The sequence below is a fragment of the Streptomyces sp. NPDC087310 genome, from assembly GCF_044744405.1.
GTDB lineage: Bacteria > Actinomycetota > Actinomycetes > Streptomycetales > Streptomycetaceae > Streptomyces.
The window spans coordinates 204,915-224,571 of the sequence record NZ_JBIUYF010000010.1 but is presented as its reverse complement, the minus strand read 5'-3'; the positions used below and the strand labels follow the sequence as shown (position 1 = coordinate 224,571).

Annotated in this window: 16 protein-coding genes; 10 read left to right on the top strand and 6 right to left on the bottom strand. The window is 71.8% G+C overall.

Annotated features, from left to right (window positions below; translation table 11 throughout):
* Window positions 1–51: 51 nt before the first annotated feature.
* Complete coding sequence (locus ACIO3P_RS34090) at window positions 52–1,254, bottom strand: acetyl-CoA C-acetyltransferase (protein ID WP_329829516.1); 1,203 nt, start codon at window positions 1,252–1,254, stop codon at window positions 52–54.
* Between the two features lie 222 nt (window positions 1,255–1,476).
* Between ACIO3P_RS34090 and mce the strand changes: the two genes are divergently transcribed.
* The 7 genes from mce (at window position 1,477) to ACIO3P_RS34055 (ending at window position 11,102) form a co-directional block, all read left to right on the top strand.
* Window positions 1,477–1,905, top strand: coding sequence for a methylmalonyl-CoA epimerase (mce, locus tag ACIO3P_RS34085; protein WP_329829515.1), 429 nt, complete (start codon window positions 1,477–1,479; stop codon window positions 1,903–1,905).
* A 159-nt stretch (window positions 1,906–2,064) separates the two neighbouring features.
* Complete coding sequence (gene scy / locus ACIO3P_RS34080; protein WP_329829514.1) at window positions 2,065–5,787, top strand: polarized growth protein Scy; 3,723 nt, start codon at window positions 2,065–2,067, stop codon at window positions 5,785–5,787.
* Window positions 5,788–6,124: 337 nt separating this feature from the next.
* Window positions 6,125–7,063, top strand: coding sequence for a cellulose-binding protein (locus tag ACIO3P_RS34075; RefSeq protein ID WP_329829513.1), 939 nt, complete (start codon window positions 6,125–6,127; stop codon window positions 7,061–7,063).
* Window positions 7,064–7,160: 97 nt separating this feature from the next.
* Entirely contained in the window at window positions 7,161–8,093 is a 933-nt protein-coding gene (locus ACIO3P_RS34070; protein WP_329829512.1) for an ABC transporter ATP-binding protein, read from the top strand.
* A 2-nt stretch (window positions 8,094–8,095) separates the two neighbouring features.
* A complete protein-coding gene (locus tag ACIO3P_RS34065) occupies window positions 8,096–8,875 on the top strand; it encodes an ABC transporter permease subunit (protein WP_329829511.1) in 780 nt (259 codons plus the stop codon).
* Between the two features lie 161 nt (window positions 8,876–9,036).
* Entirely contained in the window at window positions 9,037–10,191 is a 1,155-nt protein-coding gene (locus ACIO3P_RS34060; protein WP_329829510.1) for an ABC transporter ATP-binding protein, read from the top strand.
* A complete protein-coding gene (locus tag ACIO3P_RS34055; protein WP_329829509.1) occupies window positions 10,188–11,102 on the top strand; it encodes an ABC transporter permease subunit in 915 nt (304 codons plus the stop codon). The genes ACIO3P_RS34060 and ACIO3P_RS34055 overlap by 4 nt, the downstream gene beginning before the upstream one ends.
* Window positions 11,103–11,190: 88 nt before the next feature.
* Here the strand turns inward: ACIO3P_RS34055 and ACIO3P_RS34050 are convergent, their stop codons facing one another.
* Window positions 11,191–11,520, bottom strand: a complete 330-nt coding sequence (locus ACIO3P_RS34050) for an ATP/GTP-binding protein (protein ID WP_329829508.1) — start codon at window positions 11,518–11,520, stop codon at window positions 11,191–11,193.
* A gap of 222 nt (window positions 11,521–11,742) precedes the next feature.
* On the opposite strand from ACIO3P_RS34050, the gene ACIO3P_RS34045 reads away from it, so the two are divergent.
* Window positions 11,743–12,771 carry an LLM class flavin-dependent oxidoreductase gene (locus tag ACIO3P_RS34045; RefSeq protein WP_329829507.1) on the top strand — a complete coding sequence of 343 codons (1,029 nt, stop codon included), beginning with the start codon at window positions 11,743–11,745 and terminating at the stop codon, window positions 12,769–12,771.
* Window positions 12,772–12,876: 105 nt separating this feature from the next.
* Here the strand turns inward: ACIO3P_RS34045 and ACIO3P_RS34040 are convergent, their stop codons facing one another.
* Complete coding sequence (locus tag ACIO3P_RS34040; protein ID WP_329829506.1) at window positions 12,877–13,269, bottom strand: SCO5389 family protein; 393 nt, start codon at window positions 13,267–13,269, stop codon at window positions 12,877–12,879.
* Window positions 13,270–13,485: 216 nt separating this feature from the next.
* Between ACIO3P_RS34040 and nucS the strand changes: the two genes are divergently transcribed.
* Window positions 13,486–14,157: an endonuclease NucS gene (nucS, locus tag ACIO3P_RS34035; RefSeq protein WP_329829505.1), complete on the top strand. Its 672-nt coding sequence runs from the start codon at window positions 13,486–13,488 to the stop codon at window positions 14,155–14,157.
* A gap of 130 nt (window positions 14,158–14,287) precedes the next feature.
* Here the strand turns inward: nucS and ACIO3P_RS34030 are convergent, their stop codons facing one another.
* The 3 genes from ACIO3P_RS34030 to ACIO3P_RS34020 all read right to left on the bottom strand — a co-directional run bounded on the left by ACIO3P_RS34030 (window position 14,288) and on the right by ACIO3P_RS34020 (window position 18,831).
* Window positions 14,288–17,266, bottom strand: a complete 2,979-nt coding sequence (locus ACIO3P_RS34030; RefSeq protein WP_401851083.1) for an ATP-binding protein — start codon at window positions 17,264–17,266, stop codon at window positions 14,288–14,290.
* A 212-nt stretch (window positions 17,267–17,478) separates the two neighbouring features.
* Complete coding sequence (locus tag ACIO3P_RS34025; protein ID WP_066956508.1) at window positions 17,479–17,802, bottom strand: STAS domain-containing protein; 324 nt, start codon at window positions 17,800–17,802, stop codon at window positions 17,479–17,481.
* A gap of 180 nt (window positions 17,803–17,982) precedes the next feature.
* Window positions 17,983–18,831, bottom strand: a complete 849-nt coding sequence (locus ACIO3P_RS34020) for a 3-hydroxyacyl-CoA dehydrogenase family protein (protein ID WP_401791272.1) — start codon at window positions 18,829–18,831, stop codon at window positions 17,983–17,985.
* A 251-nt stretch (window positions 18,832–19,082) separates the two neighbouring features.
* Here ACIO3P_RS34020 and ACIO3P_RS34015 point away from each other — a divergent pair, with 251 nt between their 5' ends.
* Window positions 19,083–19,655, top strand: a complete 573-nt coding sequence (locus tag ACIO3P_RS34015; RefSeq protein WP_329829502.1) for a cob(I)yrinic acid a,c-diamide adenosyltransferase — start codon at window positions 19,083–19,085, stop codon at window positions 19,653–19,655.
* Window positions 19,656–19,657: the final 2 nt, after the last annotated feature.

The window sequence follows — 19,657 nt, the reverse complement described above, 5'->3', positions numbered from 1 at the left end:
ACAGCTCCGTTCCTGTCGCTCTCCCGTACGTCATATATGGCTGATTTCCTGTCACCGCGCGGGCACGCGGACGATCAGCGCGTCGCCCTGGCCGCCGCCCCCGCAGAGTGCCGCCGCGCCGGTCCCGCCGCCGCGCCGCTTCAGCTCCAGCGCGAGATGGAGCACGAGCCGGGCGCCGGACATCCCGATCGGGTGGCCGAGAGCGATCGCACCCCCGTTCACGTTCACCTTTTCCGGCGACACCCCGAGGTCCTTCATCGACTGCACGGCGACCGCCGCGAACGCCTCGTTGATCTCGATGAGGTCCAGCTCTTCGACGTCGAGGCCGTCCTTCTCCAGGGCGTGCAGAATCGCGTTCGAGGGCTGGGACTGGAGGGAGTTGTCCGGGCCCGCCACATTGCCGTGCGCGCCGATCTCGGCCAGCCACTCCAGGCCCAGCTCCTCGGCCTTCGCCCTGCTCATGACGACGACCGCCGCCGCGCCGTCGGAGATCTGCGAGGAGGTGCCCGCCGTGATCGTGCCGTCCCCGGCGAACGCGGGGCGCAACCGGGCCAGCGACTCCACGGTGGTCTCGGGGCGGATCCCCTCGTCCTCCGAGAAGAGCACGGGCTCGCCCTTGCGCTGCGGGATCTCCACTGGGGTGATCTCCTCCTCGAAGATCCCGTTCTTCCGGGCGGCGGCGGCCCGCTGGTGGGAGAGCGCGCCGAACTCGTCCTGCGGGGCGCGGGCGATGCCGAGGCGGGCGTTGTGCTTCTCCGTGGAGGCGCCCATGGCGATGGACTCGAAGGAGTCGGTCAGCCCGTCGTACGCCATGGAGTCCAGCATCTCGATCGCGCCGTACTTGTGGCCCTCGCGGGACTTGGGCAGCAGATGTGGGGCGTTCGTCATCGATTCCTGGCCACCGGCGACGACGATGTCGAACTCGCCCGCGCGGATGAGCTGGTCCGCCAGGGCGATGGCGTCGAGCCCGGAGAGACAGACCTTGTTGACGGTGAGGGCGGGCACGCTCATCGGGATGCCGCCCTTGACGGCGGCCTGGCGCGCCGGGATCTGCCCCGCCCCGGCCTGGAGCACCTGGCCCATGATCACGTACTGCACCTGATCGCCGCCGATACCGGCCCGCTCCAGGGCGGCCTTGATGGCGAAGCCGCCCAGGTCGGCGCCGGAGAAGGTCTTGAGCGAGCCGAGGAGCCGCCCCATGGGGGTACGGGCGCCGGCGACGATCACGGACGTGGTGGTGTTCGTTCCAGACATGGGACGCGATCCCCTTTGTGTGCGACTGCGTGCGGCTGAGTGCGGCTGCGTGCTGCGTGAGGAGTGGACAGTGGCGGAGTGGACAGTGGTGGACAGTCGTGGACAGTCGTGTGAACGACGGTTCACTTCAAATGTACTGAGCGGTACGGCTCCGGGTCACCCGGCGGCACGTGTGACGGCGCGCACGTTGCGTAATCACCTCCCTACCGCTGCACTGTCAGCATGCTGACGAGAATCGACCACATCGGAATCGCCTGTTTCGACCTCGATACGACCGTCGAGTTCTACCGGGCCACGTACGGCTTCGAGGTGTTCCACACCGAGGTCAACGAGGAGCAGGGCGTCCGCGAGGCCATGCTCAAGATCAACGAGACGTCCGACGGCGGGGCCTCGTACCTCCAGCTCCTCGAACCCACCCGGGAGGATTCGGCCGTCGGCAAGTGGCTGGCCAAGAACGGGGAGGGCGTCCATCACATCGCGTTCGGGACCGCGGACGTGGACGGGGACGCCCAGGCCGTACGTGACAAGGGCGTACGGGTCCTCTACGACGAGCCGCGCACCGGCTCGATGGGGTCGCGCATCACGTTCCTCCACCCCAAGGACTGCCACGGCGTACTCACAGAACTGGTCACCTCCCGCCCGGAGCACTGACCTTAAGGATTCCCGGCCCGGTAGAGTGGCGCTTCCGGGCCGGGGCCGGGCCGGGGCCGCGCCCCTGTCGTTAATCTGTCACCATTCCCCCGGGGGTCCGTTCGCCGAGAACGGTGCCCAATAGGGCAGTTGCGACCAGGGGACGGATGGGACCGCGCAGTGCGGGGCTACGAAAGCCAGCAGAGCCACCGAGCTGAGGACGACCACCTCTCGCGGTTCGAAGCCGAGATGGACCGGCTGAAGACCGCGCGGGAGAAGGCCGTCCAGCACGCCGAGGACCTCGGTTACCAGGTCGAGGTGTTGCGCGCCAAGCTCCACGAGGCACGGCGCGCTCTGGCGACCCGTCCTTCTTCCTCGTACGACAGCGGCGACCTCGGCTACCAGGCCGAACAGCATCTGCGGAACGCCCAGATGCAGGCCGAGCAGATGCGCCAGGACGCCGAGCGCGAGCTGCGCGACGCGCGCGCCCAGACGCAGCGCATCCTCCAGGAGCACGCCGAGCACCAGGCGCGGCTCCAGGCGGAGCTGCACACGGAGGCCGTCCAGCGCCGCCAGCGGCTCGACCAGGAGCTGGCGGAGCGCCGGCAGACCGTCGAGTCCCACGTCAACGAGAACGTCGCCTGGGCAGAGCAGCTCCGTGCCCGTACGGAGGCCCAGGCCAGGCGGCTGATGGACGAGTCGCGCGCCGAGGCGGAGCAGGCGCTCGCCGCCGCCCGCGCGGAGGCCGCCCGGGTCGCCGACGAGGCGCGGCGCCGGCTGGGCTCCGAGACCGAGTCGGCCAGGGCCGAGGCCGAGGCGCTGCTGCTGCGGGCCCGCAGGGACGCCGAGCGGATGCTGAACGCCGCGTCGTCGCAGGCCCAGGAGGCCACCAGCCACGCCGAGCAGCTCCGTACCTCCACCACCGCCGAGGCCGACCAGGCCCGCCAGCAGGCCACCGAGCTGAGCCGCGCCGCCGAGCAGCGGATGCAGTCCGCCGAGGAGCGGATGCGGGAGGCCAGGGCCGAGGCCGAGAAGGTCGTCACGGAGGCGAAGGAGACCGCGGCCAAGCGGCTCGCCGGCGCCGAGTCGCAGAACGAACAGCGCACCCGTACGGCCAAGTCGGAGATCGCCCGGCTCGTCAACGAGGCGACCAAGGAGGCCGAGGCCACCAAGGCGGAGGCCGAGCAGGCCCTCGCCGACGCCCGCGCCGAGGGCGAGAAGCTGGTAGCGGAGGCCGCGGAGAAGGCCCGCGCGGTCGCCGCCGAGGACACCGCGGCCCAGCTCGCCAAGGCGGCCCGTACCGCCGAAGAGGTCCTGACGAAGGCGTCCGACGACGCCCAGGCCACCACCCGCTCCGCGAGCGAGGAGGCCGACCGGATCCGCCACGAGGCCGAGGCCGAGGCGGACCGGCTGCGCGGCGAGGCGGCCGAGCAGGCCGACCAGCTCAAGGGCGCCGCCAAGGACGACACGAAGGAGTACCGCGCCAAGACGGTCGAGCTCCAGGAGGAGGCGCGCCGGCTGCGCGGCGAGGCCGAGCAGCTCAGGGCCGAGGCGGTCGCGGAGGGCGAGCGGATCCGCGGCGAGGCCCGCAGGGAGGCCGTCCAGCAGATCGAGGAGGCGGCCAGGTCCGCCGAGGAACTGCTGACGAAGGCGAAGGCCGACGCCGACGAGCTGCGCAACAGCGCGACGACCGAGAGCGAGCGGGTACGCACCGAGGCCATCGAGCGCGCCACGACGCTGCGCCGGCAGGCCGAGGAGACCCTGGAGCGCACCCGCGCGGAGGCCGAGCGGCTGCGCGAGGAGGGCGAGGACCTCGCCGAGGTCATGCGGGTCGCCGCCGAGCAGGCCGCCACGGAGCTGCGCGAGGAGGCCGAGCGGGGCGTCGAGGCCCGCAAGGCCGAGGCGGCCGGTGAGCTGACCCGGCTGCACTCGGAGGCGGAGGCGCGCTTCGCGTCCGCCGAGGAGGCGCTGACGGATGCGCGCGCCGAGGGCGAGCGGATCCGCCGCGAGGCGGCCGAGGAGGCCGAGCGGCTGCGCACGGAGACCGCGGAGCGCAGCCGTACGCTCCAGGCGCAGGCCGAGGAGGAGGCGGAGCGGCTGCGCACGGAGGCGGCCCAGGACGCCTCGGAGTCCCGCGCGGAGGCGGAGAACGCGGCGGTACGGCTGCGTACGGACGCCGCCACCGAGGCGGAGCGGCTCAAGACCGAGGCGCAGGAGACCGCCGACCGGATCAGGGCGGAGGCCGGTGCCGCCGCCGAGCGGGTCGGCACGGAGGCCGCCGAGGCGCTGGCCGCCGCGCAGGAGGAGGCGACGCGCCGCCGCCGCGAGGCCGAGGAGACCCTGACGGGCGCCCGTGCCGAGGCGGAGCAGGAGCGCGAGCGCGCCCGCGAGCAGAGCGAGGAACTGCTCGCGTCGGCCCGTAAACGCGTCGAGGACGCGCAGACCGAGGCGCAGCGGCTGGTCGGCGAGGCCGACTACCGCGCGACGGAGCTGGTGGCCGCCGCCGAACAGACCGCCCAGCAGGTACGGGACGCGGTCGCGGGCCTGCACGACCAGGCCGAGCAGGAGATCCTGGCGCAGCGGGTCGCCGCCGAGCAGGCCGCGGACCGGCTCCAGGCGGAGACGCGCGAGGAGACGGAGCGCGTACGGGCGGAGGCGCACGCGGAGCGGGAGCGGGCCACCACGGACGCGAACCGGCTCCGTACCCGCGTCCAGGAGGAGTCGGAGGCCGCGCAGGCCCTCGCCGAACGGACCGTCAACGACGCGATCGGGGAGGCGGAGCGGCTGCGCTCCGACACCGCGGAGTACGCGCAGCGGGTACGGACGGAGGCGTCGGACGCGCAGGCGGCGGCGGAGCAGGACGCGTCGCGCACCCGTGCCGAGGCCCGCGATGACGCCAACCGGATGCGGAGCGACGCCGCCGCGCAGGCCGACCGGCTCATCGGCGAGGCCGCGGGCGAGTCCGAGCGGATGCGTGCGGAGGCCGCGGAGACCGTGGGCTCCGCGCAGCAGGCGGCGGAGCGGGTACGCGCCGAGGCCGAGCAGCTCAAGCGGGAGAGCGAGGCCACGGCCGAGCGGGTCAGGACCGAGGCGCAGGAGGAGACGGACTGGCTGCTGGACGAGGCGCGCAAGGACGCGGCGAAGCGCCGCTCCGACGCCGCCGAGCAGGCGGACCAGCTCATCAACAAGGCCCAGGAGGAGGCGCTGCGCGCCGCCACCGAGGCCGAGAAGCAGGCCGACGCGCTGGTGGGCGCGGCCCGCAAGGAGGCGGCCCGGATCACCTCGGACGCGACGGTCGACGGGAACTCCCTCGTGGAGCAGGCCCGTTCGGACGCGAACGAGCTGCTGGTGGGGGCGCGCCGGGACGCGACGGCGATCCGGGAGCGGGGCGAGGAGCTGCGTACCCGTGTCGAGAACGAGATCGAGCAGCTCCACGAGCGGGCGCGGCGCGAGACGTCCGAGCAGCTTCGGACGGCCGGCGAGCGCGTCGACAAGCTGATGAAGGCCGCCGACGAACAGCGCGCCGAGGCCGAGCAGAAGGCCAAGGAGCTGGTCGCGGACGCCAATTCGGAGGCGAGTTCGGTCCGGATCTCCGCGGTGCGCAAGGCGGAGGGGCTGCTCAAGGAGGCCGAGCAGAAGAAGGCCACCCTGGTCAGGGAGGCCGAGCAACTGCGCGCCGAGGCGGCCGCCGAGGCGAAACAGATGGTCGACGAGGGCAAACGCGAGCTGGACGTCCTGGTGCGCAGGCGCGAGGACATCCAGGCCGAGATCTCCCGTGTCCAGGACGTACTGGAGGCGTTGGAGTCGTTCGAGGCGCCGTCAGGCGGCGCCAAGGACAATCCCGTCAAGGCGGGCGCAGTGGCCGGAACCACCCGTTCGAGTAGCAAGTCCTCCGACAGTTAGACCATCCGTCAGTTGGGGATGGGAGAGGGAACCGGGGGTAGGTGCGTGCAGGTGCGAGGCGGCGGCCCGAGTCGACGCGCGGCGTCGGTGACGGACGACAACGCCGCGGACGCGCATGCCCATCTCCGCGCCGCCGCCCCCCGGCTGACGCTCCGTCCGGGTGTCCCCGGAACCCGTCCGAGTGTCTCCGGAGCCCGTCCGGGTGTCTCCGGAGGGCGACTTGCCACTCAAAAGGCTGGACATTCTCCATATCAAAGCTGCATCGGCTCGATGACACGCCGCTTAGGCCCCTAGGATTCCCCCTATCACCTCACCGGTCTCATTCGACAGGAACCCCATGAGCGACACTTCCTCCCCATTCGGCTTCGAGCTCGTGCGGCGTGGTTACGACCGCGGTCAGGTGGACGACCGCATTACCAAACTCGTCGCCGACCGTGACAGTGCACTGGCCCGCATCACCGCTCTCGAAAAGCGCATCGAGGAACTGCACCTTGAGACGCAGAACGCCCAGGCCCAGGTAACCGACGCCGAGCCGTCGTACGCCGGCCTCGGCGCCCGCGTCGAGAAGATCCTCCGCCTCGCCGAGGAGGAGGCGAAGGACCTGCGCGAGGAGGCCCGTCGCGCGTCGGAGCAGCACCGTGAGCTCGCCGAGTCGGCGGCCCAGCAGGTGCGCAACGACGCCGAGGCGTTCGCCGTCGAGCGCAAGGCGAAGGCCGAGGACGAGGGCGTCCGTATCGTCGACAAGGCGAAGGGCGACGCGGCGACGCTGCGTTCGGACGCGCAGAAGGACGCGCAGTCCAAGCGTGAGGAGGCCGACGCGCTCTTCGAGGAGACCCGTGCCAAGGCCGCCCAGGCCGCCACGGACTTCGAGACGAACCTCGCCAAGCGGCGTGAGCAGTCGGAGCGCGACCTGGCGTCCCGTCAGGCGAAGGCCGAGAAGCGCCTGGCGGAGATCGAGCACCGCGCCGAGCAGCTCCGCCTGGAGGCGGAGAAGCTGCGTACGGACGCGGAGCGCAGGGCCCGTCAGACCGTGGAGACGGCGCAGCGTCAGTCCGAGGACATCGTGGCGGACGCGAACGCCAAGGCCGACCGGATCCGCAGCGAATCGGAGCGCGAGCTGGCGGCGCTCACGAACCGCCGCGACTCGATCAACGCCCAGCTCACCAACGTCCGCGAGATGCTGGCGACGCTGACGGGTGCCGCGGTGGCCGCCGCCGGTTCCCCGGCGGACGACGAGCCGATCTCCCGCGGGGTCCCGGCGCAGCAGTCCCGCTGAGACCCTCGGCCCTGCCCGATCGATCGATCGGGTAACGATCGCGCAGCCCCCTGTCACTCCGGTGGCGGGGGGCTTTGTGCGCGTTTAGGTTGGCCGCATGATCGAGGTAGAGGGGCTCACCAAACGCTTCGGCCGTAAGGTCGCGGTCGATCACCTCTCCTTCCAGGTGCGGCCCGGCGTGGTGACGGGGTTCCTCGGTCCCAACGGGGCGGGCAAGTCGACCACGATGCGGATGATGCTCGGTCTGGACCATCCGACGGGTGGCTCGGTCCGGATCGACGGAAAGCACTACCGGGACCTCGCGGAACCGCTCAAGCACATCGGGGCGCTGCTGGAGGCCAAGTCGGTGCACGGCGGGCGCACCGCGTACAACAACCTCCTCTGTCTGGCGCAGAGCAACCGGATCCCGGAGAGCCGGGTCGCTGACGTCCTCGACGTGGTCGGACTGACGGCGGTGGCGCGGAAGAAGTCGAAGGGATTCTCCCTCGGGATGGGGCAGCGGCTCGGTATCGCGGCGGCGTTGCTCGGCGATCCGGAGATCTTGATGTTCGACGAACCGGTGAATGGTCTGGACCCCGAGGGAATCCACTGGATCCGCAATCTCATGAAGGCACTCGCACACGAAGGCCGCACGATCTTCGTATCCAGTCATCTCATGAGTGAAATGGCCCTGACCGCCGATCACTTGATCGTGATCGGGCAGGGCCGGCTACTCGCGAACACGTCGATGGCCGACTTCATCCACGCGAATTCGCGGAGTTACGCGCGACTGCGTTCCCCACAGCGCGAGCAGGTGAAGGACGTGGTGCACGCGGCGGGTTTCACGGCGGTCGACGCGGCCGACGGGGTCCTGGAGATCGACGGGGCGACCACGGAGGAGCTGGGTGAGCTGGCCGCGCGCCACGGGATCGTGCTGCACGAGCTGAGCGCCCAGCGCGCCTCCCTCGAAGAAGCGTTCATGCGGATGACGGCGGAGTCGGTCGAGTACCACTCCCGCGGGTCCGGCGAGGGTGAGGGTGAGGGGGTCTGACCATGGCTTCGGTTCCGGCGGTCCTCCGCTCCGAGTGGACCAAGATCCGTACGGTCTCCTCCACGACCTGGACGCTGGTCAGCGCGCTGGTGGTGACGGTGGCCCTGGGCGGGGCGCTCTCGGCGGTGGTGAACTCCCAGTTCGGCACCCTCTCGGAGATCGACCGGGCGAGCTTCGACCCGACGTACACCAGCTTCTCGGGGATGGTCCTCGGGCAGCTCGCGATGGTGGTCTTCGGGGTGCTGGTGGTCGGCTCGGAGTACAGCTCGGGCATGATCCGCAGCTCGCTGGCGGCCGTACCACGGCGCGCCACGTTCCTCTTCGGCAAGATCCTGGTGGCCGGGGTGCTGGCGCTGGTGGTCGGGCTGATCACCGGCTTCCTGGCGTTCTTCCTCGGCCAGGCGCTGCTCGGCGACCACGGGACGAGCATCGGCGAGCCGAACGTGCTGCGCGCGGTGATCGGCAGCGGTCTCTACATGACGCTGATCGCGCTGTTCTCGATGGGCGTCACCGCGATGCTGCGCAGCTCGATCCTCTCGCTCGGCATCCTGATGCCGTTCTTCTTCCTCGTCTCGCAGATCCTGGCCGCCGTCCCCGGCGCCAAGGACGTCGCCCGCTACTTCCCCGACCAGGCGGGGCGCCAGATCACCCAGGTGGTGTCCGGGGCGCTGAACTCGACCCCGGCGCCGTACGGCCCGTGGCAGGGGCTGGGGATCATGGCGCTGTGGGTGGTGGCCGCGCTGGCGGGCGGGTACGCCGTACTGAAGAAGCGCGACGCGTAGGTCCGGCTGTCGCGCGTGGCTCGGCATGTGGGGCCGACTCCCCGCCGGAACGACTTGGCCGGAACCGTCAACGCGTGGATATCCTCCTTACTCTAACGGGGGCCTTAGGCCCGGACCGGCCACTGCCCCGAAAGACGTGACCTTGTCGATGGGGCTGGAGAATGATCGAGGCAGTCGGCCTGACGAAGCGCTACGGTGCCAAGACGGCCGTGTACAACCTTTCCTTCCAGGTGAGGCCCGGCCATGTCACCGGGTTCCTGGGCCCCAACGGCTCCGGCAAGTCCACGACGATGCGGATGATCCTCGGTCTCGACCGTCCCACCAGCGGCCATGTCACGGTCGGCGGCCACCCCTTCCGGCAGCTCCCGAACGCCCCGCGCCAGGTCGGCGCGCTCCTCGACGCCAAGGCCGTGCACGGCGGGCGGAGCGCGCGCAACCACCTCCTCTCGCTCGCCCAGCTCTCCGGCATCCCGGCCGCCAGGGTCGACGAGGTCCTCGGCGTCGTCGGCCTCCAGGACGTCGCCAAGCAGCGCTCCAAGGGCTACTCGCTCGGCATGGGGCAGCGGCTGGGCATCGCGGCGGCGCTCCTCGGGGATCCGCAGGTGCTGCTCTTCGACGAGCCCGTCAACGGGCTCGACCCCGAGGGCATCCTCTGGGTCCGCAATCTGATGAAGCAGCTCGCGGACGAGGGCCGTACGGTCTTCGTCTCCTCGCACCTCATGAGCGAGATGGCGGTGACCGCCGACCACCTCATCGTGATCGGCCGCGGCCGGCTCCTCTCCGACATGAGTGTCAAGGACTTCATTTCGGCCAACTCGGCCGACTTCGCCCGGGTCCGCACCCCGGGGGACGAGCCGGAGCTGCGGGAGAAGCTGCACGCGGCGCTGACCGGGGCGGGCGGCCAGGTGCTCTCCGAGCCGGACGGCGCGCTGCGCGTCACCGGCCTGCCGCTGCCCCGGATCAGCGAGCTGGCGCACGGCGCTGACGTACGGCTCTGGGAGCTGTCCCCGCACCAGGCGTCGCTGGAGGAGGCGTACATGCGGATGACGCAGTCCACCGTCGACTACCGCTCCACGGCCGACGCCCTCGCCGGCTTCACGCCGCCGCCCCAGCCGCCCGGCTACGGGCCCCCGCAGGGGTACGGGGCGGCCCCGCAGGGGTTCGCGCCGCCCGTGGTCCCCGAGGTGCCGCAGCAGGGCTGGTACCCCCCGCCGCCGCCCGGGGCCGGGGGTACCGGCCCCGGCCCGATCCAGCAGGACACCCCGGCGCCCGCGGCGGAGCCGACGAAGCGTGACAGCAGCGAGGACCCCCGATGAAGACCCCGCCGACCCCGTCCACCCCGTCCACCCCGCCGCCCCCGTATCAGCGGCCGGTCCCGTCCCAGCAGGCGCCGCACCCGTCGGCCGCGCCCCAGCAGGCGCCGTACGCCTCGCCGATCCCGGCCCGGCGGGCCCACCTCGGGGACGCCCTGGCCTCCGAGTGGACGAAGCTGCGCTCCGTACGGGCCACGATGTGGTCCCTCGGTGTGCTGGTCCTCCTGATCGTGGGCGTCGGGGTGATCGCGGCGCTGCTCATCGTCTCCGCCCGGGACACCAGCGACGTGGACGCCGAGGTCAGCGGGGAGTCCATGCTCGGCCTCGGCTTCTTCGGGGTGCTGCTGGGCTCGCTCTGCGTGATCACGCTCGGGGTGCTCACCATCACCTCGGAGTACGGCACGGGCATGATCCGTACGACGCTCACCGCCTGCCCCAGCCGTGCCCGGGTACTGGCCGCCAAGTCGCTGGTCTTCTTCGCCGTGGTCTTCACGGTCACGACCGTGACCACGATGATCGTCGCCGCGCTCCAGATCGCGATCCTCGACACGGACGCGCCCGGCACCACCGAATGGATCCGCGCGACGGTCGGTGTCAGCTTCTACCTGGCGATGCTCGGGCTGCTCTCGATGGCGGTCGGCGCGCTGGTCAGGCACTCGGCGGGGGCGATCACCGTGATGATCGGCCTGGTGCTGCTGCCGCTCGTCCTCGCGATCTTCATGATGGCCAGGTCGCTCCGCGGCGTCCAGGAGTTCCTGCTGACGTACTCGATCCCGAGCCAGCTCGTCCAGCTCTACGGGGACGCCTTCGGCACCGTGGGGCCGGGCGGGTGGGCGGCGCTGTGGATCATCACAGGGACGACCGCGGTCGCGATGGTGGGCGCGTTCTTCTCCCTGGACCAGCGCGACGTATGACAGGCGACGTATGACAGGCGGCGTGCGACATGTGACGGGCGGCGTGTGACGCGCGACGTGTGACGGGGCCGGGCAGGCCGGGCCGGGCTCAGTACCTCGGTGCGTTACGGGACCGCTGCACCCGCGAGGTGCGGCGGTCCTTCGCGTTCCAGCACGCCTGGTGCCAGTGGCGCCGGTCGTCCACCCCGCCGTACTCGGGCCACGCCACCACATGGGCCACCGCGGAGGGGATCTCCTGGTCGCATCCCGGGCACCGGTACCGCTTACCGGCGGCACTTGCCCCCGCCACGTGACGAACTGACCAGTTCTCGCCCTGCCATGTTTCCGATCGCTGGAAACCGCCGTACCGGTCGCCCGCCTCGGCGGCTCGGTCGGTCGGGTTCTCGCCGCCTCGGGGGCGGTTGCGACGCGGGGACACGGAACACCTCACGGGGCAGACAGCACGGACCGATTCCAGCCTACGGCCAGCGCCACAGGGCAGACGCCCCTCAGGGACGCGCGCACCCCGCCTCCGCAGGAGAGCCACGGACGGCACTCACCGGACAATCGCACGAGTTTTGCGCCCGGCCGTGCCTTTGGCACGTGTCAGACGTTGTTGCCAGTAGGGGGAGTCGCGTCGGCCGCGAGGAGGCAGAAGGCGATGCGTGTTGGAGCTTTTGTACTGGCCGCCCAGTTCCCGGGCCAGGGACAGGGGGAAGCGCTGCACCGGGCGGTGCGCACCACGGAGCTGGCCGAGGAGTCGGGACTCGACGCGGTCTGGCTGGCCGAGCACCACTTCGTGCCGTACGGAGTCTGCCCGTCGGCCGTGACCCTGGCCGCGCTGCTGCTCGGCCGTACGCGACACATCCGGGTGGGTACGGCGGTCAGCGTGTTGCCGAACGTACATCCGGTGGCGCTCGGCGAGCAGGCCGCGCTGCTCCATCTCGTCTCCGGCGGGCGGTTCACCCTCGGGGTGGGACGGGGCGGCCCCTGGGTCGACCTGGAGGTCTTCGGGACGGGCCTGAGCGCCTACGAGCGCGACTTCCCCGAGGCGCTGGAGCTGTTGCTGCGCTGGCTGCGCGGGTCACGGGTGGGGACCTCCGGCGACCGGTACCACTTCCGTGAGGTCGCCGTGGTCCCCCGCGCCGACGAGTTGACGTACCCCGGCGGCCGGCCCGAGACGATCATGGCTTGTACGTCACCCAGGAGCGTGCGGCTGGCGGCCCGGCACGGGCTGCCGATGCTGCTGGGCATGCACTGCGGTGACGAGGAGAAGGCGGAGATGGTCGCGCTGTGGCGTACGCACGCGCGCGCGGCGGGCCTGGCGCCCGCGGAGATCCAGAACGCCCCGCATGTGTCGGCCGGCGTGGTGCAGCTCGCGGACAGCCGCGCCGCCGCCTCGGAAACCCTGGTCAAGGCGATGCCCGGCTGGCTGCGCCAGGGGCTCGGCGCGCATGTGACGGTCGACGGCCGGTCACGCTCGATGCGCGACCCGGTGTCGTACACGGAACTGCTCTGCGCCCTGCACCCGGTGGGGCCGCCGAGGCTGGCGGCGGACCGGCTCGCGGCCACGGCGGAGCGTACGGGCATCACGCGCTTCGCCCTGCTCGTGGAGGGCTCCGGCGATCTGGCGGCCACGGAGGAGAACGTACGGCGCCTGGGGACGGAGGTGCTCCCCCTGCTCGCGTGAGCGAACAGGACCCGTGCCCACGGGCCCGTACCCACGGGCCCGTCAGGGACGCTGCCGCTCCGGCGCCGTGGCTCACCCACGGCGCGGGAGCGGCAGCCGAAACCGTCAGCAGTCCCGGAGCTCAGGGGACTGGTTGAGCAACTGGCCCCTCACCGAGGTGAAGCGGGCCAGCCGCTCGTCGACCGAGGGGTCCAACGGGAACACCGCGACGCGGTGGCAGTTCTGGAATGCGAGCCGCACTCCGAAGTGACGCTGGAGCGCACCGCGAATGGCATCACTCGCGAGCGCGCGCAGCAGTTGACCACGTGCCTGCTCGTCCGGCGGGGGCGTCTGGTTGTCGGCGAACTGTCCACCGTCCACCTTTAGCTGAGCCACCAGAGAACTGATCATCTCCCATGCGTAGGGCAGGGAGGTCCGGACGCAGTCGACGAAAGCCGCTTCGTCGACCTCGCCTCGCTCGGCCTGATCCAACAGTGCCGGTGAGACGTCGAGCGACATGGGTTCTCCTCTCGCGACCCCGCGGGGAACGGGGCCTTACGGGCAGGGAAGGAGGGCGACGACGACGCAGCGTGCACGACCGGCGACCTCACGCATCCACGTTAGGCGCGCCGACGGGAGGGCACCAGGAGAATGGGACCACAACCGGCCAATAACGAACGGGGGCTTCCAGGGCGAATCGCGCGCGGTGGCGGCAGTCGAGTAGCGTTGCCGACCATGCGTCTCGTCATTGCCCGCTGCTCCGTCGACTACGCGGGCCGGCTCACCGCCCACCTGCCCTCCGCCCCCCGTCTCATCCTGGTCAAGGCGGACGGCAGTGTGTCCATCCACGCCGACGACCGGGCGTACAAACCGCTCAACTGGATGTCGCCTCCTTGCACGTTGAAGGAGGGTACGGACGATGACACCGGCGTCTGGACAGTCATCAACAAAGCGGGCGAGAAATTGATCATCACGATGGAGGAAGTCCTCCACGACTCGTCGCATGAACTGGGCGTCGACCCCGGTCTCATCAAGGACGGCGTGGAAGCGCACCTCCAGGAGCTGCTCGCCGACCGTATCGAGACGCTGGGCGAGGGGTACAGCCTCATCCGCCGCGAGTACCCGACGGCGATCGGCCCGGTGGACATCCTCTGCCGGGACGCCGACGGCGGCACGGTCGCGGTGGAGATCAAGCGGCGTGGCGAGATCGACGGTGTGGAGCAGCTCACCCGCTATCTGGAGCTGCTCAACCGCGACCCCCATCTGGCGCCGGTGAAGGGTGTGTTCGCGGCACAGGAGATCAAGCCGCAGGCGCGGGTGCTGGCGACGGACCGGGGCATCGGGTGTGTGGTGCTGGACTACAACGGCATGCGCGGCATCGAGGACGACAAGCTGCGCCTCTTCTGACGTGAGCCTGTTCCGGCGGCGTAAGGCTGTGATGACGTAACTGCCCGGTCGTACAAGAAGAACCGGCGGGCCGCGCGATGTGCGCGGCCCGCCGGCTCTTCTTGTACGAAGCCGTCAGCCCGTCAGTCCGTCATACGACGCCCGGCTCGACCGTCCGCTCCTCGCTGAGGCTCGGGTCCGGGCCGCTCACCGAGGTCTGCGGGGTCGACGGCGCGGGCGCCGTGTCCGTGTCCGAGGGTTCGCCGGAGGGCTCCTCCGTGGGCGGTGTGACGGACGTCGAGGGCGACGGCGGCTCCGAGGAGCCGGTGGGGGTGTCCGACGGCTCGTCCGTGGGGTCCGTCGGCTGTCCCGAGGCGGACGGGGAGTCGCCAGGGGACGAGCTGGTGCCGTCCGACGGCGTGCCCGAGGACGAGGGCGAGTCGGAGGGTTCGGCGCTGTCCGTGGGGCCCGTGGGGCTCGGGGAATCGGGTCCTGCGGGGACGCCGCCCGGGTTGTACGTGGAGGTGTCGACCGGCTGCTCGGCGGGGTTGCCGTCGTCGCCGTTGTTGTCGTCCGGGTCCGTGGACTGTTCCGTACGGACCTTGTCCGGCGGCAGGGGGTCGCCGTCCGAGGTCGCGCCGAGGGTCACGACCGTACCGAGCACGGCCGCGAGTACGGCGCCCGCGCCCGCCGCGACCAGGTTGCGGCGGGCACCGCCGAGCGCCGGGCGGCGCGAGTGGCCCGGCGGCGCGGCCCGCGGCGCGGCGTGGGCGGGCCGGGCGCCGGAGCCGGGCGGGAGGGCGGGGGTGTCGCGCCGGGTCACCAGCGCCATGTTCTCGCCGGAGCCGGAGCCGGACCCCAAACCTGAACCTGAACCTGCGCCGGAGCCGACCCCGGAGCCGATCCCGGCCGCGGGGACGGCGCCGAGGCCGAGCCCGGCGCCGGCGGCCGAGCCGCCGCCCGTACCGGTCCCGTGCCCCGCGGCCTGCCCCGGTCCCGTACGGGACGGCTTCGACAGCCCCGGCAGTTCGGGCAGCCCGGCCGCCCGTGACAACGGCTCCGCGTACCGTACGGTCGGCGCCTCCGAGCCCGGCGGCTTCGGCCCCGCCAGCGCGGCCTCGCGGTCGGTGACCAGGGCGAGCGCCCTGCGTCCCGCGACCGTGCCGATCTTGTCGGCGAGGGCGCCGCGCATGCCGATGGACGCCTCCAGCTCGGCGCGCGCCCGGTCCAGGTTGCCGACGCAGAGCGCGAGAACGCCCAACTCGTGGTGGAAGTACGCCTCTTCCGCGACCTCTCCGGCCATCCTGGCCGCCTCGGAGCCGGCCCGCAGGGCCCGTTCCCAGGCGCCCCAGTGCAGTCCCGCGAGGAACGCGGGCGCGGCGCTGCGGGCCAGCAGCACGGCGGCGCTGGGGTGGCCGGCCTCCGTGCCGGGGACCAGCGGGCCCATCGCCGCGAGGATGGCGTCCGCCTCGGTGGCGGCCCGCTCGGGGGTGACCGAGGGGTGCCCCGACCACCAGGCGTAGTGCTGGGCGGCGGTGTGGGCGTGGGCCACGGCGTCGTCGCCGTACCCCCGCGCCTCCAGTTGCGCGGCCACGCCGGCCGCGAGCCGGTAGCGTCCGCCGACCGGGGTGAGCAGTCCGCAGCTCATCAGCTCGCCGAGGGCGGCGTCCGCGTGGGTGTCGCCCACCAGCGCGGGCAGGTGCGCCTGGTGCGGGACCTCACCGCCGAGCGCGACGGCGAAACGCAGGGTGGCGCGCGCGGCCTCGCTCAGCCGGGCGGCGAGCGGGGCGGCGGGCGCGGCGCCCTCGCCCAGCGTGGGCAGGGGTACGTCGTAGCCGCCGGGGACGGCCGGCGTGGCGGCCGTCGCGCCCTCGCCGGACGTGCGCTCGAAGGGGCGCACGAAGGGCTCGAACTCGTCGACGGCATCGGCTCCGGCGCGCGCCTGGTCGCGCTGGCGCAGCAGCGCACCGGCCTGGACGAAGCGCAGCGGCAGCCCCTCGGACTCGAACCAGAGGTCGCCCGCCCAGTTGGCCTCCTCGTCGGTGAGCGGCCGTTCGACGACGTGCTCCAGGAGTTCCAGCGAGGAGCCGCGGCCGAGACCGCCGAGGGTGACCTCTTCGAGGCGCGCGTCCGGCGAGGGCACGGCGGTGTCGGGGGTCGCTGCGCACAGGTAGGCGCACTCCGGGGTGGCGGTGAGGAGTTCGTCCAGCGCCTCCCCGCCCAGTTCCAGGTCGTCCAGGACGACGACCGCGCCGATGTCGCGGACCCGGTCGAGGAGTTCGGGCCGGTCGGGGCGGGCGAGCGGCGAGCGGTGGACGGCCGCGTACAGCTCGTACAGCAGCTCGGTGGCGGTGCGGCGGTATCCGGAGAGCCGGACGACGCCGTCGGGCGCGAGGTCCGCGCAGTCCGCGGCCACGGCCTCGATCAGCGCCGTACGCCCGGAGCCCGCGGGCCCCGTGAGGCGTACGGAACGGCCGCGCCCCAGCAGTTCCGCCAGCTTCGCGCGCTCCTCGCCCCGTTCCAGCAGCGGGAGCGCGGGCGCGGCGGGCCCCGCGGGTACGGGCGGGCGGCCGGCGCGCTGGACGGCGGTGCGCTCCTCGGCGGTGAGCCGGGCGGGCGCGGTGTGTTCCCGTCCGGGCGGGCGGCGTTCGATCTCGCTGCCGTCGACGGGGTTGACGGTCACCAGCAGGTCGCCCGAGACGAGCTGGACCGTACGGACGGGCTGCGCCGGTGTGATGGGGCCCGCGCCCTTGATGTGGGCGACGGCCGGGAGGGGTGCGGGCGCCGGGGTCGGAGCCGGCGCCGGGACGCCGGGCGTGATCGACACCCGGGGCGGGCGAGGCGGTTCGGCCGCCTCGCCGCCCGTCGCGGCGGGTTCGCCCTCGTGCACACTCACGACGGCGCGTTCGACGTCGTGCCCACGGTCGGGACGCGGCGCTTCGTACTCTCCGTCGGTGCGCGGCGCTTCGTACCCGCCGTCGGGGCGCGGCGCTTCGTGCCCGCTGTCGGGGCGCGCGTCGTACCCGCCGTCGGGACTCGCGTCGTACCGGCCGTCGGGGCGCGCGTCGTCACCGCGCGCGTCGTCGTCGCGCCGGCCGTGCTCCTCCGGCCCCCGGCTTATCGGGTCCATGGTGAAAAGCCCCCAGATCGTGGCGTGCCGTTGCCCCGGCCTCACACGCCCATCCGCCGCTTCTGGTCCGGTGCCTGCTCCTCAGGGTCCGTCGAGCCGCGTACGGCCGAACCCTGAACCTCCGCACAGTATCTACGAACAGCCGGGGCGACACCTCGTCCGGGACATCACGGTCTCGTGAGGATTGTGCGAGGTGGCCAGGTCAGGCCAGGTCAGACCCGAGGGAGCGATTCTGCGGCGATGCCGCCCTCGATGGCAAGGATGCGGTGCAGCCGGGTGGCCACCAGCAGACGTTGCATCTGCGGCGGGACACCCCTCAGCACAAGCCTCCGGCCACACCGCCCCGCGCGTCGGTGGGCTCCCATGATGACGCCGAGTCCGGTGGCGTCCCAGGAGTCCAGTTCGGTCAGGTCCAGCACCAGATCGCCGGCTCCGTCGTCGACGGCCGAGTGCAGGACCGTACGGGCGTCCGCCGCGCTGCGTACGTCGAGGCGGCCCCCGACGACCAGCTCGGCGTGGTCGCCCCTGATGTGCATATGCTCTCCCCGAGAGTGCTTCCGTGCTCCGGCCTGTTCTGTTCTGTTCTTGTCCTCAAACAACTGACTGCCGGACGGCCTGAGAAGTTGCCGTCTGTCGGCGAACCGATATCGAATTCACCCCGTGGGGTGAGGAAACGGCCGACACGGGCCGGCGCCGCGTGGGGCACCGGCCGGACCTCAGTGCTTGTAGAACCCCTGCCCGCTCTTGCGGCCGATGTCACCCGCGTCCACCATCCGGCGCATCAGCTCCGGCGGCGCGAACTTCTCGTCCTGGGTCTCGGCGTAGATGTTGTTCGCGGCGTGCAGCAGGATGTCGACACCGGTGAGGTCGGCGGTGGCGAGCGGGCCCATGGCGTGACCGAACCCCAGCTTGCAGGCGATGTCGATGTCCTCGGCGGACGCGACGCCCGACTCGTAGAGCTCCACGGCCTCCACGACGAGCGCGGAGATGAGCCGGGTGGTCACGAAGCCCGCGACGTCGCGGTTGACGACGACACAGGTCTTGCCCACCGACTCGGCGAACTCCCTCGCGGTGGCGAGGGTTTCGTCGCTGGTCTTGTAGCCGCGCACCAGTTCGCACAGGCGCATCATCGGTACCGGCGAGAAGAAGTGCGTACCGACGACACGCTCCGGACGCCCGGTGACCGCCGCGATCTTGGTGATCGGGATGGCCGAGGTGTTGGAGGCGAGGACGGCGTCCTCCCGTACGAGCTTGTCGAGCGTACGGAAGATCTCGTGCTTGACGTCGAGCTGTTCGAAGACGGCCTCGACGACGATGTCCGCGTCGGCCACGGCGTCCAGGTCGGTCGTCGTGGTGATCCGGGCGAGCGCGGCGTCGGCGTCGGCCTCCTCCAGCTTGCCCTTGGCGACGAACTTGCCGTACGAGGCCCTGATCCCGTCCACGCCCCTGGCCAGGGCCGCGTCGGTGACATCACGCAGCACGACGTCCCAGCCCGCATGGGCCGAGACCTGCGCGATTCCGGACCCCATGAGTCCGGCCCCGATGACGGCGAGCTTCCTGGCCACAACGCACCCCACGTTTCCCGATCGGCTTCTGTTCAGATTTAACGCATGTTTACTTCTGCTGCCTCTGCCGGAGGTTAGCGGTCGAGGCGCGCCGTGTAACGGTGAAGAGATGCGCGTCACGTCTCACATGACGGACATCACACCGCCGCGCCCCGCCCGCGCGCCCCCATCCGCCCCTCACGCCCCATCAGGCGCCGCGCGCGGCGCACTTGACCGCCCTCCTGGGGGCAGTGGCTGATTAGGGTGGCCGTATGGTCAATCTGACGCGCATCTACACCCGTACCGGCGACCAGGGCACGACGAGTCTGGGCGACATGAGCCGTACCGCCAAGACCGATCCGCGGATCGCCGCGTACGCCGACGCCAACGAGGCGAACGCCGTCATCGGCACGGCGATCGCCCTGGGGCAGCTCCCCGCGGAGATCGTGAAGGTCCTGGTCCGCGTCCAGAACGACCTCTTCGACGTGGGCGCCGACCTCTCCACCCCCGTCGTCGAGAAACCCGAGTTCCCGCCGCTGCGCGTCGAGCAGGCGTACATCGACAAACTGGAGGCGGACTGCGACCACTTCCTGGAGGGGCTGGAGAAGCTCCGCAGCTTCATCCTCCCCGGCGGTACGCCCGGCGCGGCGCTGCTGCACCAGTCCTGCACGGTCGTCCGGCGGGCCGAGCGCTCGACATGGGCGGCGCTGGAGGTGCACGGCGAGGTGATGAACGCGCTGACGGCGACGTATCTGAACCGCCTCTCCGACCTCCTGTTCATCCTGGCCCGCGCGGCCAACAAGGAGGTCGGGGACGTGCTCTGGGTCCCGGGCGGCGAACGCTGACG